16 protein-coding genes are annotated in these 16,027 nt (G+C 63.7%); 10 read left to right on the top strand and 6 right to left on the bottom strand.

What is annotated here, in order from left to right; translation table 11 throughout:
• Positions 1-179: 179 nt before the first annotated feature.
• From gntR to AC1DX4_RS19460, 4 genes are all read right to left on the bottom strand, one after another.
• Positions 180-1,208: an HTH-type transcriptional regulator GntR gene (gntR, locus tag AC1DX4_RS19475; protein ID WP_477222107.1), complete on the bottom strand. Its 1,029-nt coding sequence runs from the start codon at positions 1,206-1,208 to the stop codon at positions 180-182.
• Between the two features lie 132 nt (positions 1,209-1,340).
• A complete protein-coding gene (locus tag AC1DX4_RS19470) occupies positions 1,341-2,570 on the bottom strand; it encodes an MFS transporter (RefSeq protein WP_477221835.1) in 1,230 nt (409 codons plus the stop codon).
• 189 nt (positions 2,571-2,759) lie between these two features.
• Positions 2,760-3,536 (bottom strand): FadR/GntR family transcriptional regulator, encoded by a 777-nt coding sequence (locus AC1DX4_RS19465; RefSeq protein ID WP_477221834.1) that lies wholly within the window; start codon positions 3,534-3,536, stop codon positions 2,760-2,762.
• A 102-nt stretch (positions 3,537-3,638) separates the two neighbouring features.
• Positions 3,639-4,535, bottom strand: a complete 897-nt coding sequence (locus AC1DX4_RS19460; protein ID WP_477221833.1) for an NAD-dependent epimerase/dehydratase family protein — start codon at positions 4,533-4,535, stop codon at positions 3,639-3,641.
• A 118-nt stretch (positions 4,536-4,653) separates the two neighbouring features.
• Here AC1DX4_RS19460 and AC1DX4_RS19455 point away from each other — a divergent pair, with 118 nt between their 5' ends.
• Positions 4,654-5,592 (top strand): NAD(P)-dependent oxidoreductase, encoded by a 939-nt coding sequence (locus AC1DX4_RS19455; RefSeq protein WP_477221832.1) that lies wholly within the window; start codon positions 4,654-4,656, stop codon positions 5,590-5,592.
• A 5-nt stretch (positions 5,593-5,597) separates the two neighbouring features.
• Here AC1DX4_RS19455 and AC1DX4_RS19450 read toward each other — a convergent pair whose 3' ends face one another.
• Together AC1DX4_RS19450 and AC1DX4_RS19445 are read right to left on the bottom strand one after the other, a co-directional pair.
• Positions 5,598-6,380, bottom strand: coding sequence for a FadR/GntR family transcriptional regulator (locus tag AC1DX4_RS19450; RefSeq protein WP_477221831.1), 783 nt, complete (start codon positions 6,378-6,380; stop codon positions 5,598-5,600).
• Between the two features lie 186 nt (positions 6,381-6,566).
• The gene (locus AC1DX4_RS19445) at positions 6,567-7,556 is read right to left on the bottom strand and encodes a sugar-binding protein (protein WP_477221830.1); all 990 of its coding nucleotides are present in this window, start codon (positions 7,554-7,556) and stop codon (positions 6,567-6,569) included.
• Between the two features lie 450 nt (positions 7,557-8,006).
• On the opposite strand from AC1DX4_RS19445, the gene AC1DX4_RS19440 reads away from it, so the two are divergent.
• The 9 genes from AC1DX4_RS19440 (at position 8,007) to AC1DX4_RS19400 (ending at position 15,979) form a co-directional block, all read left to right on the top strand.
• On the top strand, positions 8,007-8,747 hold the full coding sequence (locus tag AC1DX4_RS19440; RefSeq protein ID WP_475450007.1) for an ATP-binding cassette domain-containing protein: 741 nt from the start codon (positions 8,007-8,009) through the stop codon (positions 8,745-8,747).
• Between the two features lie 36 nt (positions 8,748-8,783).
• Positions 8,784-9,782, top strand: coding sequence for an ABC transporter permease (locus AC1DX4_RS19435; protein WP_477221829.1), 999 nt, complete (start codon positions 8,784-8,786; stop codon positions 9,780-9,782).
• A gap of 180 nt (positions 9,783-9,962) precedes the next feature.
• A complete protein-coding gene (locus AC1DX4_RS19430) occupies positions 9,963-10,790 on the top strand; it encodes a helix-turn-helix domain-containing protein (protein ID WP_477221828.1) in 828 nt (275 codons plus the stop codon).
• Between the two features lie 120 nt (positions 10,791-10,910).
• On the top strand, positions 10,911-11,354 hold the full coding sequence (locus AC1DX4_RS19425) for an SRPBCC family protein (RefSeq protein WP_477221827.1): 444 nt from the start codon (positions 10,911-10,913) through the stop codon (positions 11,352-11,354).
• Positions 11,355-11,365: 11 nt separating this feature from the next.
• Positions 11,366-12,160, top strand: a complete 795-nt coding sequence (locus AC1DX4_RS19420; RefSeq protein WP_477221826.1) for an FAD binding domain-containing protein — start codon at positions 11,366-11,368, stop codon at positions 12,158-12,160.
• A gap of 61 nt (positions 12,161-12,221) precedes the next feature.
• Positions 12,222-12,704 carry a (2Fe-2S)-binding protein gene (locus tag AC1DX4_RS19415; RefSeq protein WP_477221825.1) on the top strand — a complete coding sequence of 161 codons (483 nt, stop codon included), beginning with the start codon at positions 12,222-12,224 and terminating at the stop codon, positions 12,702-12,704.
• An 11-nt stretch (positions 12,705-12,715) separates the two neighbouring features.
• On the top strand, positions 12,716-14,083 hold the full coding sequence (locus AC1DX4_RS19410) for a xanthine dehydrogenase family protein molybdopterin-binding subunit (RefSeq protein ID WP_477221824.1): 1,368 nt from the start codon (positions 12,716-12,718) through the stop codon (positions 14,081-14,083).
• Between the two features lies 1 nt (position 14,084).
• Entirely contained in the window at positions 14,085-15,089 is a 1,005-nt protein-coding gene (locus tag AC1DX4_RS19405; protein ID WP_023779827.1) for a xanthine dehydrogenase family protein molybdopterin-binding subunit, read from the top strand.
• An 8-nt stretch (positions 15,090-15,097) separates the two neighbouring features.
• The gene (locus AC1DX4_RS19400; RefSeq protein WP_477221823.1) at positions 15,098-15,979 is read left to right on the top strand and encodes an AAA family ATPase; all 882 of its coding nucleotides are present in this window, start codon (positions 15,098-15,100) and stop codon (positions 15,977-15,979) included.
• Positions 15,980-16,027: the final 48 nt, after the last annotated feature.

Raw genomic sequence — 16,027 nt, 5'->3', positions numbered from 1 at the left:
TTACCGCCCCCTTCAGCCAGGTGAAATCTATCATATTATCCATAATAAACAAGCTTGAGCTGTTGCTTATGTATAATAAACAGGCTCGGCGTCTAAGCGACGATGCCGGTCCAACGAAAATGGTAGCGCTACCATGACGTTGTGTAAAGCGCCATTTGCGGGCGATCCCGAAAGCGCGTTCAGCGCGCCGTGCTCTCGCGGCGCTTGAGCTCGAAGCCAAGGTCGACGATCCGCTCCTGCGGCCGGTCGCCAGCGATTGCCGCCAGTGCCATGGCGACGGCGCGCCTGCCAATTTCGTAGCGATAGGTGCGGATGCTGGTGATGGAGGGAAAAGCCACCTGCATCATGTCGAGATCGTTGAAGCCGACAATGCCGATCGTCTTCGGCACGTCGATCGCGGCCCGATGGCACTCGAACAGCACGCCGAGCGCGATGTCGTCATTGTTGCAGAACACGCCATCGAGCGTCGGCATCTTGGCCAGTGCGTCGCGGAACAGTTCGCGGCCGAGCGGCACGCTGGACAGTACCGGCGTGGTGGTGACCAGGCGCGGATCGAACAGGCCGGCTTTTTCCATCGCCGCGCGATAGCCGGCAAGGCGCCGCTGCGAGCGTGGGTCCATGCGCGCGCCGATGAAGCCGATGCGGCGATAACCCGCCTCGATCAGGTGCTCGGTCGCCGTCCTGCCGCCTTCGAGATGCGAGAAGCCGACCAGCATGTCGACGGGATCGGGCCCGGTCTCCATCACCTGCACCACAGGGCAACCGGCATTTTCCAACAGTTTTCGCGAGGTTGGCGTCTGGTCAATGCCAGCGACGATGAGCGCTGCCGGCCGCTGCGAACCGAACACCTGTAAGAGCCGCTCTTCCTCGAGGCCGGAATAATGCGTGTTGCCGAGCTGGATGCGGAACGGGCTGTCCGACAGGCTGTCGTAGATGCCGCGTACCACCTCGGCGAAGACGTTGTTGGTGAGCGACGGCACCAGCACGCCGAACACCTCGGCGCGCGCCGAGGCCAGCGCCCGCGCATTGGGGTCCGGCACATAGCCGAGTTCGTCGACGGCGGCCTGGATCTGGCGGCGCAAATCCTGGCTGACGCGCTCCGGCTCGCGCAGCGCGCGCGACACGGTGATGGCCCCAACGCCGGCCTTGCGCGCGACATCCGATATGGTCGGGCGACCGCCACCCCGGCGCGAGCGCGGCTTGATCAAGGCCACTGCCCGCTGCCGCCGATGCGCACCTGCAATACGATCATCTCAGCTGTCGCCATCTCACCGGCCTGTTGCCGCACCCCTGGGCCTCTGGGGTCGCGCAGTGCCTGCCCGTTGTCAAGCCGAGGTGCCTCAGGCTGCCATGACTGCCCTGTCCCTTGCCTTCCACATGAACAGCCCGACGGCCAGTATGTTCAGCAGATTCCAGGCGATGCCGTTGAGGAAAGCGGCAGCGTAGGAACCGGTCAGGTCGTAGATCCAGCCCGACATCCAGCCGCCGATCGCCATGCCGAAAATCGTCGCCATCATGACGATGCCGATACGCTGGCCGGCCTCCTTGGCAGGCAGATATTCGCGCACGATGATCGCATAGCAAGGCACGATGCCGCCTTGCGACAGGCCGAACACCAGCGACACGACATAGAGCGAGGCGAGACCGTCGAATGGGATGTAAAACAACAGCGACAGGCATTGCAGCACCGAACCGATGATCAGTGTTTTCGCGCCGCCGATGCGATCGGCGATAAAGCCGGAGGCAAGCCGGCTGACGACGCCAGCCGCCATCATGATCGACAGCATGTCGGCGCCATGCGCGATGCCGTAGCCGAGATCCATGCAATAGGCGACGATGTGCACCTGCGGCATCGACATCGCCACACAGCAGCCGAGGCCGGCGACGACCAGAAGCACCTGCAATGCCGCAGGCGACATCGGAATCGGCTGCACTGGCCGGCTTCCCGGCGAGCCGGCGGCTGCCGCATCCGGGGCACCGCGGCGCAGCAGCAGTACCAGCGGCACCATAGTGACCAGGCAGAAGATACCGATCGCCGCATAGGTGAAGCGCCAGCCTTCCGCCTTGATCAGAGTCGGCATGATGGTCGGCCAGAGCGCGCCGGCGAGATAGTTGCCGGCAGCAGCCGCAGTGACCGCGACGCCGCGCCGGCGGTTGAACCAGTGCGAGATATCGGCGATCAGCGGCCCGAAGATCACCGACGTGCCGACACCGATCAGCATCCCTTGCGCAAGGGTGAATTGCAGGATCGAGGTCGACAGCGCGGCAAGCAGCAGGCCGGCCGAAAGCGCCACGGAAGAGATCAGCGCCGGGATCCAATAGCCCATGCGATCGATGGCGCGGCCGACCAGCACGTTGCCGGCGGCAAAGCCCACCATGGTCGCGGTGTAGGGCATGGATGCCGCCGCGCGGTCGACACCGAACTCGGCTTGCACGGCGGGCAGCACCACGACGACGGCCCACATGCCGACCGCCCCGATCGTGGCCAGCACCATCGAGATGGCCAGCCGCATCCAGGCATAAGAGCTGTCGATGCCGGGGCTGGCCTGGCTCAAATCGGTTCGGGTCAAAGGCGTTTCCTGTCGGCGGTCTCGAAAACCGGCCGCCGTTTGCGCCACTATCGGCACATTCTCAGGAAGCAGCAGCGCCACGGCGGGCAAATCCGTGGCTCCAGACCCTAACTATGTGGAAAGACCTTCCGCCGGAATCCCCCGCAAATAGCCGGAGCAATCATGGCGTGCTGCTGGCTGATTGGTTGTCTAACGCGACTTGATCACGTGGTCGGTATTGGCCAGCAACTTCCGCACCGCGGCGCGCGCGGCGTCCGGCCGCTGCAGGCGGATGTTCTTCTCGATCGCCTCATGCAGCTTCTGCGCATGATTGAGATCGTCGACGGCCCGCGTCGTATAGGCGAACAGGTGATCGAAGGCGGATTCGATCAGCACGCCAAGCGGCACCAGAAGGTCGTTGCCCGATGCGCGCAGGATGGCGAGGTGGAAGCGCGTGTCGGCGCGGGTGCGCTCCTGCAGGCTGGTCGCTGCCCCCATCTCGCGGCAGGCCTGGCTGATCTCGGCCATCTGCTCGTCGGTTCGCCGCATGGCGGCGAAGGCGGTCGCCTCCGGCTCGATGATGTGACGAAATTCCTGCACCGTCTTCAGGAACACCTCGCGGTCGGGCGACGTCGCGTACCAGGCGAGCACGTCGCGATCGAGCAGGTTCCAGCGCTCCTTCGGCTCGACCCAGCTGCCGATCTTCGGGCGTGAGGCCAAAAGGCTCTTGGCCATCAGCATCTTGATCGCTTCGCGCACCGCCGAGCGGCTGACGCTGAAGGTCTCCGACCACTTTGCTTCATTGGGCAGGATGGTGCCGGGCGGATAGTCGCCGCGCACGATCCGCAAGCCAATCTCGCTGGCCAGCGACGTGTGCACGCTGGCGCCCGGAATGCGCGCCACATCGGCTCGGCGAACACCGGACGGGCGCTCGGCGGCAGCCGCCTTTTTCGGCGATTTTTCCTTGTTCGGCTTCGCGTCCCGCATACGCTTCAGAAAGGCCGGTTTACGGAAGCTGTCAAGCACCACCGAACGGTTGGGCCGCAAAGCCCGCCGCTATGCACAGCCCAGCCGCATTTGTCCGCCCGCTCAGGCGGTTTTGACGTATTTGCGCCAGCTGTGCTCCGGGCGGAAACCCAGCATGTCGCGTGCCTTGCGGTTCGACAGCAGCGTCTCGTATTCGCCGAGTTCGGCCTTGACCGGCACGTTGGGATAGAACCGCTTCAGGAGTTCAGCCGTCGGCAGATCGGACGAGGTGTCGTCATTGGCGGCGTTGAACACTTGATAGCCGAGCCCGTCCTTCTCGACGGCGCGCAGCGTGATCTGGCCGAGATCGCGCGCATCGACATAACTCCAGGCGATACGCTTGCGGAAACCGGCATCGGCGAACCATTTCGGGAACAGCGAATATTCGTGCGGCTCGATGACATTGCCGATGCGCAAGGCATAGATATCGGTGCCATTGCGTTGCGCGAAGGCACGCGCGGTCTTCTCGTTGACGATCTTGGACAGCGCATAGCTGTCCATCGGGTCGACGTCATACTCTTCATCGAGCGGGAAATATTTGGGGTCGCGCGGCTCGTTGGCGAACACCAGGCCATAGGTCGTCTCGCTGGAGGCGATGATCACCTTGCGGATGCCGAGCTTCACCGCTGCCTCGATGACATTGTAGGTGCCCATCGCATTGATGCGGAACACCTCATTGTCGGGCGTGATCATGATGCGCGGGATGGCGGCGAAATGCACCACCGCGTCCACCGGCTGCGGCCGCAGCGATGGGTCGAATTCATGCAGGCCCATATAGCTCGACAGCGCGTTGAACACCTGCCCGCTGTCGGTGATGTCGGTGATCAGCGTGCGCACCTTGGGATTGTCGAGCGGCTTGGTGTCGATGTTGAGCACCTGGCAGCCCTGCTCGACAAGATATTGCACGACATGACGCCCAGCCTTGCCGCTGCCGCCGGTGAACATGATCCGCTTCGTCATTCTGGTCTCCATGACAGGCTCTGGAATTCCCGTCTATTGTCAGACAATATTGCTTTCTGCAACCGCATATGGCTAAACAGCAGCGCAATTATCGATAATCCGGGATAGGACAGACGACATGAACACCTCCGCCACGCGCGAAAAGATCGGCTTCATCGGCCTTGGCCTGATGGGGCACGGCATCGCCAAGAACATCGTCGACAAGGGCTATCCCCTGACATTCCTCGGCCGCAAGAACCGCAAGCCAGCGGAAGATCTGCTGGGTCGCGGCGCCAAGGAGGCAGCGACGTCACGCGATGTCGCAGCGGCATCTGATATCGTCTTCATCTGCGTCACCGGTTCGCGCGAGGTCGAAGCCATCATCCGTGGCCCCGGCGGACTCAAGGAAGGCTTGAAAAAAGGCTCGGTCGTCGTCGATTGCTCGACTTCCGATCCAGTTTCGACCGTGGCGCTCGCCGCGGAACTGAAGGAGATCGGCGTCGATTTTGTCGATGCGCCGCTCAGCCGCACGCCGAAGGAAGCCTGGGAAGGCACGCTCGACGCCATGGTCGGCGCGCCCGATACTCTCTTTGCCCGGGTCAAGCCGGTGATCGAAACCTGGGCCGGCCGCATCGTCCATATCGGCGACACCGGCGACGGCCACCGCATGAAACTGCTCAACAATTTCATCTCTCTGGGCTACGCCGCCATCTATTCCGAGGCGCTGGCGCTGGCCGAAAAGGTCGGCATCTCGCCGCCGCGTTTCGACAGCGTCATCCGCAACGGCCGCATGGATTGCGGCTTCTACCAGACCTTCATGCGCTGGACGCTGGAGGGCGACCGCGACGCCCACAAATTCACCATCGCCAACGCCTTCAAGGATCTGACCTATCTGGAGTCCATGGCAGGTGCCGCCGGCATCGCCAACCCGCTCGGCAATGCCACCAAGAATTCCTTCGCCGGCGCCCACGCCACCGGCCCGGCCGAACAGTTCGTGCCGATGCTGGCAACGCACATCGCCAAGGTGAATGGGGTGGACCTGATGCCGACGAAGGACGGTAAGAAGCAGACGATCTGAGAGCCCTACCGCCGCCTGCTTCCGATCCCCTCATCGGTGTCGGCGAGCAGCTTGTGCACGGCGTTGCGCGCCGCCGCGGGGCGCTGCAGGCGGATGGCCTTCTCGATCGCTTCATGCAGTTTCTGCGCGCGCCGCTGATCGCCGACCTGGCGCGTGGTGAAGACGAAGAGATGGTCGAGTGCGGATTCGATCAGCACGCCGAGCGGCACCAGCAGGTCGTTGCCCGACGCCCGCAGGATGGCGAGATGAAAGCGTGTGTCGGCGCGGATGCGCTCCGGCAGGTTCGCAGCCTCGCCCATCTCGCGGCAGGCCAGGCTGATCTCGGCCATCTGCTCGTCGCTGCGCCGCATGGCGGCAAAGGCGGAGGCTTCCGGTTCGATGATGTGGCGGAATTCCTGCACGGTGCGCAGGAAGGCTTCGCGGTCGGGTGCGGTCGCGTACCAGGCAAGCACGTCGCGGTCGAGCAGGTTCCAGCGCTCCTTCGGCTCGACCCAACTGCCGATCTTGGGGCGCGATGCCAAAAGGCTCTTGGCCATCAGCATCTTGATCGCCTCGCGCACCGCCGAGCGGCTGACATTGAAGGTTTCGGCCCATTTGGCCTCATTGGGCAGGATGCTGCCGGGCGGATAGTCGCCGCGCACAATCCGCAGACCGATCTCGCTGGCGAGCGAGGCATGGACGCTGGACCCGACAAAGTGCGCCGCATCCGCCCTGCGCACGACCGCCGGATTGCGGTTGGCTTGCGTCTTGGCCCGGCTGGATTGTATCTTTGCCTTCTCGTCCGGCATCCACGTTCCAATAGGTCGGCCGCCTGTCACCCGGATTGATCCGGAGTTGCACGGTGCCGATCCCGTTGCCGAAAATCCAAACTCTGGACGCGTCAAGGCCGGAGCCTGTTGCCCCTCGCCACGGCGCCAAGTTCAAGAATTCAATGGGAACGGGGCGCCCGTTGCCGAGCGCCCCGAAATCGCAAGCTACTTCTGGATGCAGGTGTCGACCGTATCCTTGGTGCACTCGTCGAGGCCGGTGAAGACCGGATCGTCGACCTTCTTGCCTTCGATCAGCTCGATCATCACCGACGGCGCCTTGTAGCCCATTTCAAAGGGCCGCTGGCCGACCAGCGCGGTGACGAGGCCGTCCCTGGCGATCGCCACCTCGTCGCCGATCGTGTCGGCGGCACCGATGACGAAGTCGTTGCTGGCTATCCGGTCCTTCAGCGGCCCGAACAGATCGCGATAGGGCTGCGGCGCGCCGAACAGCGGCCAGCCGCCCATGATGCCGAAGGCGTCGAGCTTGGGGTTGGCGGCGAGGATATCGGTCATCGCCTGAACGCCCTTGGCGCCATCGTCATTGGTGAACACCGGGCAGCCGGCGACTTCCGTCCAGCCGCCTTCGCCGGCAAGTGCCGCGAGGCCGTCCTTGCCCGACAGCGCGTCACGCATGCCTTGCGCGCGACGCAGGATGTTGTCGGCCGCGGGATTGCCTTCGATGGTGCAGATCGTACCGCCGTTCGGCTTGCCCTTCTTGATGTACTCGCCGATCTTCTTGCCCATCAGATAGTTGTCGGTGCCGAGATAGGTCTTGCGAAGTGCGGCATCCTCCTTGGCGAGGTCGGCGTCGATGGTCATGATCGGGATCGTCGGGTTGGCGGTCTTGATCGTCTGCGCGATCAGCGGCGCGTTGGACGGCGAAATCGCCATCGCCACTGTATCCGCCTTGCTCAGCATATCCTGGACGATCTGGGCCTCGCCGGCCTCGTCGGAAGTCGATGCCGGGCCGGTGTAGAAGCATTCATACTCCGAGCTGGCGTTTTCCTTGTTCCACTTCTCGCAACCCTGGTGGATGGCCTCGAAGAACGGATTGTCGAGACCTTTCACCACGATGACGAGCTGCTTCTTGGCCAAAGCCGGCCCGGCGCCCAGCGCCATGGCGGCGACGGCGGCAAGCAAAACTGTTTTCCTCATGTCAGTCCTCCCTTGAAAACAGACGGACACGGCGTGCCCGCCACACAAATCGGCCTGAACGCGAGATGGCAGAGCGAATGCTCGTGTCACCAGGCAAGGCCGATAAGCATTTTCGTATGCGACCGGACCGGCAGCGCCGATACAATCGATGATCTCCCGCCGACCCCGCCGTCAATCATGACTTGGGGACCGGCAAATCTTCCTCCGAGTCTCAGCTAATAACGGCGAGGCGCCAACGTCAATTGCTATTTGTCCTACAAAACGGATTTTTTGGAACCGCGCTCCACTATTCGTCCGACAATTACCCTTTTCCTATTCATCGGACAATTGACGCCCGCACAAGCATTTGCGTAAATGCCTGATATCGCTGTTTCCGGGAGGAGCTGGAGAAGCGATGCTAGGGCGCGCCTCCAGCAGGTGCGCAGCAAGGCATGGGGAGGCAACAGGCTGGTGGCGGTTCTCGAACTCACCAATATCTCGAAGCATTTCGGCGCCATCCAGGCGGTCAACGACGTGTCGCTGTCGATCGAGCCCGGCCAGGTCGTCGGCCTGATGGGCGACAACGGCGCCGGCAAGTCGACACTGGTCAAGATGATCGCCGGCAATTTCCGGCCGAGCCATGGCTCGATGCGCATGGACGACAAGGAGCTGATCCTGCACAAGCCGGTCGAGGCGCGCCAACACGGCATCGAGATCGTCCACCAGGACCTGGCGCTCTGCAACAATTTGACCGCTGCGGCGAACGTCTATCTCGGCCGCGAATTGCGGCGCGGCGTCGGTCCGTTCCGCATTCTCGACTATGCCACAATGTACAAGCGCGCCGGCCAGATCTTCGCCGAACTGAAGTCCGAGACCCGGCCGCGCGACCTCGTCAAGCAGATGTCCGGCGGCCAGCGCCAGGCGGTGGCAATCGCCCGCACCAGGCTGTCGCAGGCCAAGATCGTGCTGATGGACGAGCCGACGGCGGCGATCTCGGTCAGGCAGGTCGCCGAAGTGCTGAACCTGATCCGCCGGCTGCGCGACCAGGGCATATCAGTCGTGCTGATCAGCCACCGCATGCCCGACGTCTTCGACGTCGCCGACCGTGTCATCGTCATGCGGCGCGGTCGCAAGGTGGCCGACAAGACGATCGCGTCGAGCTCGCCCGAGGAAGTCACCGGGCTGATCACCGGCGCCATCGAACAGGTTTGATTTTCAAGCATTTTCTCTATGGGGTAAAGGTCGACGATGGCACTGACAATTGACCAGCCGATCGTGCAGAAGCAGCAATCCTTGCTGGCAAGGATGTTCGCCAGCCAGACCTTCTGGGTGGTGATCGCCGTCATCCTCGCCTGCATCTTCCTGTCATTTGCCACCGACGCCTTCGCCACCTCGAAGAACCTCTACAACATCACCCGCAACATCACCTTTGTCGCCATCATCGCGCTCGGCATGACCTTCGTCATCATCACCGGCGGCATCGACCTGTCGGTTGGTTCGGTGCTGTGCCTGTCGTCGATGGTGCTGGCCGTCACCATGCATGCCGGCTACTCGATCGAGATCGGCATCCTGGCGTCGATCGCCACCGCGCTCGCCATCGGCGCCTTCAACGGTATTCTGATCGCCTATATCGGCTTTCCACCCTTCGTGGTGACGCTTGGCATGCTGTCGATCGCCCGCAGCCTGGCCATGGTCGCCTCCAACAACACCGTCGTCTTCCAGTTTGGCCCGGACCACAACAAGCTGCTGGCGCTTGGCGGCGGTGCCTGGGTATTCGGCATCGCCAATCCGGTGCTCTACACCATCATACTGGCGCTGATCACCGGTTTTACCCTGCGCTGGACCAAGTTCGGCCGCCACATCTTCGCCATTGGCGGTAATGAGCACGCGGCAACGCTGACCGGCGTCCCGGTGAAGCAGATCAAGGTCGCGGTCTACATGATCTCGGCGCTGGCGGCCGGCATTGCCGGCATCATCCAGACCGGGTGGCTGGGCGCCGTCACCACCAATCTCGGCACCGGCATGGAATTGCAGGTGATCGCCGCCACCGTCATCGGCGGCGCCAATCTGGCCGGCGGCGTCGGCACCGCCTTCGGCGCCATTGTCGGCGCGGCCCTCATCGAGGTTATCCGCAACAGCCTTGGCTTGCTCGGCATCAACGCCTTTTGGCAAGGTGTCTTCATCGGCGGCGCCATCCTGCTTGCCGTGCTGTTCGACCGCATCCGCAATTTCAGGCGCAGCGATTGAAGCGCCTTTCCTTCTCCCCGTGTGGGAGAAGGGGAAACCTATCGCTCAGTCTGAAAATCGGCTGATGCGGCTCGCCACGGCTGCCGGCCAACAGCCCATGCCTTGACGGAGACCGAAAACCGGCCGCACTATCCTCGATGCAGGCGAAGGGAGGCCAGTCGTCTGCGGGAGGTAATACCCATGACGGACGCGATCAGGCTCTACTGGGGCCGGTTCGGACATGTTTCTGTCCTGAATGTCGCAAGCGACTTCGTCACCCATGCCCATGTCGAGGCACATCTGATCATCTGGCTCGAAGGCACTGCCGGCGAGATGACCATCGGCCGCGAAACGGTCAAGCTTGGGCCTTACACCGCCGCCGGCATCAATTCCTTCCAGCCGCACAGCCACGTCCTGTCGCAGAACGGCAGGCCCGGCCTGTTCCTCGCCTTCTACATCGATCCCGACTGGGCGCGGCGTCGCCGTGACCTGCCCTCCTCCGCGCCGCTGTTTTCGCAGGCAGCGATCACGCTGGAGCCCTGGCTGCATCAGGCCGCCGCCAGCCTGCTTGACCATCTGACCGACAATGAAAGCGTCGACGATATCGCCAATTACGAGATCGAGCGCTTCATCGATTCGGTCCTCGACGCCGCCGATGCCTCGGCGCCGCACGAGGCGCGCATCCGCATCATCACCATGCAGGATTTCCGCGTCCGCAAGGCAATCCAGCTGATGAAGGCCAATGTCTGCGAGCGCATCTCGTTCGACGACGTGGCGCGCAGCGTTGGCCTGTCGCGGCCGCATTTCTTCGCTCTGTTCAAGGAACAGACCAATCTGACGCCAAACGTCTACTGGAACACGCTGCGCATGGAGGAAGCAGTGCGGCAGCTGCAGTGGTCGCAGGAGCCGCTGATCTCGGTCGCCTGCAATCTCGGCTTCACCACCCAGGGCAATTTCTCGCGCTTCTTCCGCGACCATGTCGGCGTACCGCCGACGCTTTACCGAGAGGCCGCACGGGTGAATGCCTGAGCCGGCCTGCCGAGTCCGCTTTTTCAGACTCCTTGATACGCGCACAAGACGCTTTGATAAGCGTCGCCCTGACCGCCGCCCTACCCTTGCCCAGCTGTCGCATTCGCAAGGGAACGTCCTATGGCAAAAGTCACCATCTCCAGCGTCATCGACGCGCCGGTCGAAAAGGTCTGGGCGCGCATACGCGACTTCAACGGCCTGCCGGGCTGGCATCCGCGCATGGTCGAGAGCCATATCGAGGAGGGCAAGGACGCTGGCGCGATCGGTTGCGTTCGCAATTTCGAGCTCGCCAGCGGCGCGCGCATCCGTGAAAAGCTGCTCGACTTCTCCGATGAGAATTTTCTCGTCAGCTACTCCATCCTGGAAACGCCACAGCCGCTCACCAACCACAAGGCGACGCTGCAGCTCAGGCGCGTCACCGATGGCGACCGCACCTACGCCGAATGGACCGCCAGCTTCGATGCGGCACCCGAAGAAGCCGACAAGATCGCCGCCGGCATGGGCGCCAATGTCTTCCAGGGCGGCTTCAACGCCTTGAAGAGCCATTTTTCCGACCAGAGCTGAAGGAGCGGGCCATGACGCTTGCACTCCAGACTTTCGCAACGGTGAAAGATGCGAACGCGGCACTGAAAGCCCAGGGCACGCGCTATCTCGGCGGCGGCACGCTGGTCGTGCGCGCGGCCAATGAAGGCGATGTCTCGGTCTCCGGCCTTGTCAGGTCGACCGATCCGGCCCTGTCGGCCATCGCGGTCGCCGGCGGCAAGGTCCGCATCGGCGCCTCGGTGACCATGGCGGCGATCGCGGGCCATCCCGACCTCGGCACGCTCTCCAAGGCCGCACGCGCCGTCGGCGGCCCGGCAATCCGCAACATGGCGACCGTCGGCGGCAATCTGTTCGCGCCGGCGCCTTATGGCGACTTCGCCGTTGCCTTGCTGGCGCTCGATGCCACGGTCGGCACCGAGGATGGAGAGACATCGATCGGTACCTTCCTGGCCGGGCGGGACGGCAGCCGTGCCATCGTCATTTCAGTCAGCTTCACGCTGCCGAAGGTCGACAGCTTCCGCTTCCTGAAAGTGTCGCGGGTCAAGCCCAAGGGCGTCTCGGTGCTCAGCATCGCCGCCGTTCTGGAACAGGCTGCCGACGGCACCGTGTCCTCCGTGCGGATCGCGCTTGGCTGCATGGCCGACCGGCCGGTGCGCGCCAAGGCGGCGGAAAAGGCGCTCAAGGGAAAGTCGCTCGACCAAAACGGCATCGCGGCAGCGCTGGCCGCCGCCACCGAAGGCATCGCGCCCATCACCGATCCGATCGCCAGCGCCTGGTATCGCGCTGAAGTCCTGCCGGTCCATCTCGGCCGGCTGCTGCTGACCTGAAATCAACCGTTGGGGGGCGCGCGTCTGTCCGATCCGTCGGACAGGCGCGCAAGGAGGAAACATGGCGAAGGTCCCGGTTCAATTCACGCTCAACGGCTCCGAGAAAGCCGAATTCATCGACAGCGGCACCACGCTGCTCAACGCCTTGCGCGACAAGATCGGCGACACCTCGCCGAAAGGCGGCTGCCACCAAGGCACCTGCGGCGCCTGCTCCGTTATCATCGACGGTGAGCTCCGGCTGTCCTGCCTGACGCTGGCTGAAACCTGCAATGGAACAACAATCACCACGACGTCGGGATTGTCTGAAAGTGGCGTCCTGCATCCCTTGCAGCGCGCCTTTCTCGACACCTTCGCCACGCAATGCGGCTTCTGCACCCCAGGCATGATCATGGCCGCCAAGGTGCTTCTCGACCACACGCCCAACCCCAGCCGCGACGAGGTGGTGGAGGCACTGTCGGGCAACATCTGCCGCTGCACCGGCTACGAGCCGATCATCCAGGCGGTGCTCACTGCCGCCCGCGCCAATTCGCAGAACGTGGCCTGAGGGGAAACAATATGGAATTGCGCAAGAACTACTTCGCCGATGTGCGCAAGGACGATCTGCACGAGATCGGCCAGCCGAGGCCGCGCTCGGATTCACCCGGCCATGTCACCGGCAAGACCGCCTTTTTTGCCGACCGCAACTTTCCCGGCATGCTGCACCTGAAGATGGTGCGCAGCCCGCACCATCACGCCCGCATTCGCTCGATCGACACATCGGAGGCCGAGAAGCATCCGGGCGTCGTCAAGGTGCTGACCGCCAAGGACGTGCCGCACAATGTCTACACCATCCTGATCCTGATTCAGATCGGGCCGGAGGACGAGACGGTGCTGGCCGACGGCAAGGTGCGCTGGAAGGGCGAGGCCGTGGTGGCGGTGCTGGCCGAGACCGAACGCGCCGCGCAAGAGGCCGCCGCCAAGGTCAAGGTCGACTACGAGGTGCTGCCGGCCGTCTTCGACATGGAGGAAGCGCTGAAGCCCGGCGCGCCGCTGGTCAACGAATATCACGGCCAGAACTATTACCTCTATGACAGCGGCGAGTGCCGCAAGGTGCGCTTCGGCGATGTCGAGGCGGGCTTTGCCGGCGCAGACCACATCCTTGAACAGAGCTACCAGTCCTCGCCGATCGAGCATGCACCGACCGAGACCACCGGCTGCGTGGTGGCGCCCGAGGGCAATGACCGCTTCACCTGCTACACCAACACACAGGCGATGTTCTTCACTCTCGACAACGCCTCGATCATCTTGCAGATGCCGGGCAGCAAGCTGCATTTCGTCGGTGGCACCGTCGGCGGCGGCTTTGGCGGCAAGGTCGATGTCATCGTCGAGCCGATCGCCATCCTCGGCGCCAAGCTGACCGGCCGCCCGGTGTCCTTCATCTACAGCCGCGAAGAGGAGATGCAGATCTCGTCACCGCGCGCCGCCGAAAAGGTCGTCATCAAGGACGGCGTGATGAAGGACGGCCGCATCATCGCGCGCAAGGTTACCGGCTACACCGATGCCGGCGCCTATTCGCGCCACTCGCCCTATGGCGCGCAGAAGGGTGCCGGGCACTATCCCGGCCCCTACACCATCCCCAATGTCTGGATCGACACCTACTGCGTCTACACCAACCGCACGCCGTCGTCGGCCATGCGCGGCTTCGGCGTCACCATCGGCGACTTCGCGCTGGAGGTGCAGATGGACAAGCTGGCGCGGCTGATCGGCATGGACCCGCTCGAATTCCGCTTCATCAACGCCTATCGCGACGGCGACATGAAGGCGCATCGCCAGCCCACCGAGGGCGCAGCCTTGATCGAATGCATGCAGGAAGCCTCGCGCGCCGCCAATTGGCCGGTGGCGGAGAAATACATGGCGATGTCCTCCTATGTGAAGGGAGCTTGAGATGGCGATCCGGCGCGGACGCGGCGTTGCCGCGATCAACTATCCCACCGGCATGAATCTCGGCGGCGACCCGACGCAAGCGCTGGTGCATTCGACACCGACCGGCAATTTCATGGTGACTTTGTCCTCGGTCGATCTCGGCCAGGGCATGAAGCAGATCATGGCGCAGATCTGCGCCGAGACGATCGGCGTGCCGACCGACCGCGTCGTCGTCGACACCGCCGACACCGACACAGGTCCGCACTGCATGGGCACGTTTGCCTCGCGCGGCACGCACCGCGCCGGCAATGCCGTCATCCAGGCAGCCAAGGAAGCGCGCCAGGTGATGCTGGAAGTGGCGGCGGAAGAGCTGGAGGTGAATGCCTCCGACCTCGAGACCGATGGCCAGGGCAACATACTGGTCAAGGGCGCGCCGCAAAAATCGATCTCGATCTTCGATGTCGCGCTGTCGGCGCATTTCAAGCGCGGCCGCTCCATCTCAGGCCGCGGCATGTTCCTGATTCCGCGCTCCTATCCGGAGAAAGAGACCGGCGCGATGAAGCCGTCGACCTGCTACGCGCATGCCTGCACCGTGGCCGAAGTCGAGGTCGACGACGAGACCGGCGAGGTCACCGTGCTGACGGTCAAGAACGTCTTCGAGATCGGCCGCGCGCTGAACCCGAAAATGGTCGAGCAGCAGCTCGTCGGCGGTTCCTGGATGGGTATCAGCCACGCGCTCTACGAGACGACCGAGCCCTATTATCCCAACCGCGACCATGGCGGCACCGACTTCAACCAATATCTGATGCCGGGACCTGGCGATCTCGCCGAGACCGAGATCATCGTGCTGGAGCGGCCTTCGGCTGATGGGCCTTACGGCGCCAAGGGACCGGGCGAAATGTGCGCCAATCCGCAAATCCCCGCCGTCGCCAATGCCGTCTTCGACGCCGTCGGCGTGCGCATCGACACGCTGCCGATCACGCCGGAGCGCATTTTGCGCGCGCTCAAGGCGCAAGCGGCGAATTGAGAGACAAGATGTCTGGAGTGAATGCAGAGACTGTCGCGACCTCGCCGGAGGCGGTGGCGCAGCATCTCGCCGCCTCGCGCTATCTGGCTGACGACAGCCTGGCCACCGCCATCTTCCTGGCCATCAGGCTCGGCAAGCCGCTGCTGCTCGAAGGCGCGCCGGGCGTCGGCAAGACGGAAGCGGCCAAGGCGATCGCCCAGCTGCTCGGCCGCGATCTCGTGCGGCTGCAATGCTACGAAGGCATCGATGCCGCGCACGCGCTCTACGAGTGGAACTACCAGCGCCAGCTGCTCGCCATCCGCCATGCCGGCGAACACGAAATCGACATCTATGACGACCGTTTTCTCATCGCCCGGCCGCTGCTGCAGGTGCTGCGCGCACCGGAACAGCGCGTGCTGCTGGTCGACGAGATCGACCGTTCCGATCACGAATTCGAAGCGCTACTGCTGGAGTTCCTCTCCGATTTTCAGATCAGCATTCCCGAACGCGGCACCATCCGCGCTGCTGCGCAGCCGATCGTCATCCTGACCTCGAACCGCACCCGTGAGCTCGCTGAGGCATTGCGGCGCCGCTGCGTCTACCACTGGATCGGCTATCCCGACGCCGAGCGCGAGGCCGCCATCATCATGCTGCGCGCCGGCGATGTGGCAGAGGCCACCGCGCGCGCCGTGGCGGCAGCCGTACAGAGCATTCGCGCTAGGCCGCTGGCCAAGCCCCCCGGCATCGCCGAAGCAGTCGAATGGGCCAACGCCGCCACCATCCTCGAAAAGGGCGGCAGCCCGTGGCCCGAAGCCTTCCGCCGCGCCATCGGTGTGCTGATCAAGGATGAGGAGGATTTGTCCTATATCGCGCCGGAGCTTGGCCGGATTGTCGAGGAGGCGCTGGCGTGATGCGGGATCTTAGCGACCGCTTCTCCCCGTTCATTCCGCAACGCTGGC

The organism is Mesorhizobium sp. P3_A8, assembly GCF_056402995.1.
Note: the sequence above shows the minus strand (reverse complement) of the source record. Positions and strands in the feature narration are given on the sequence as shown.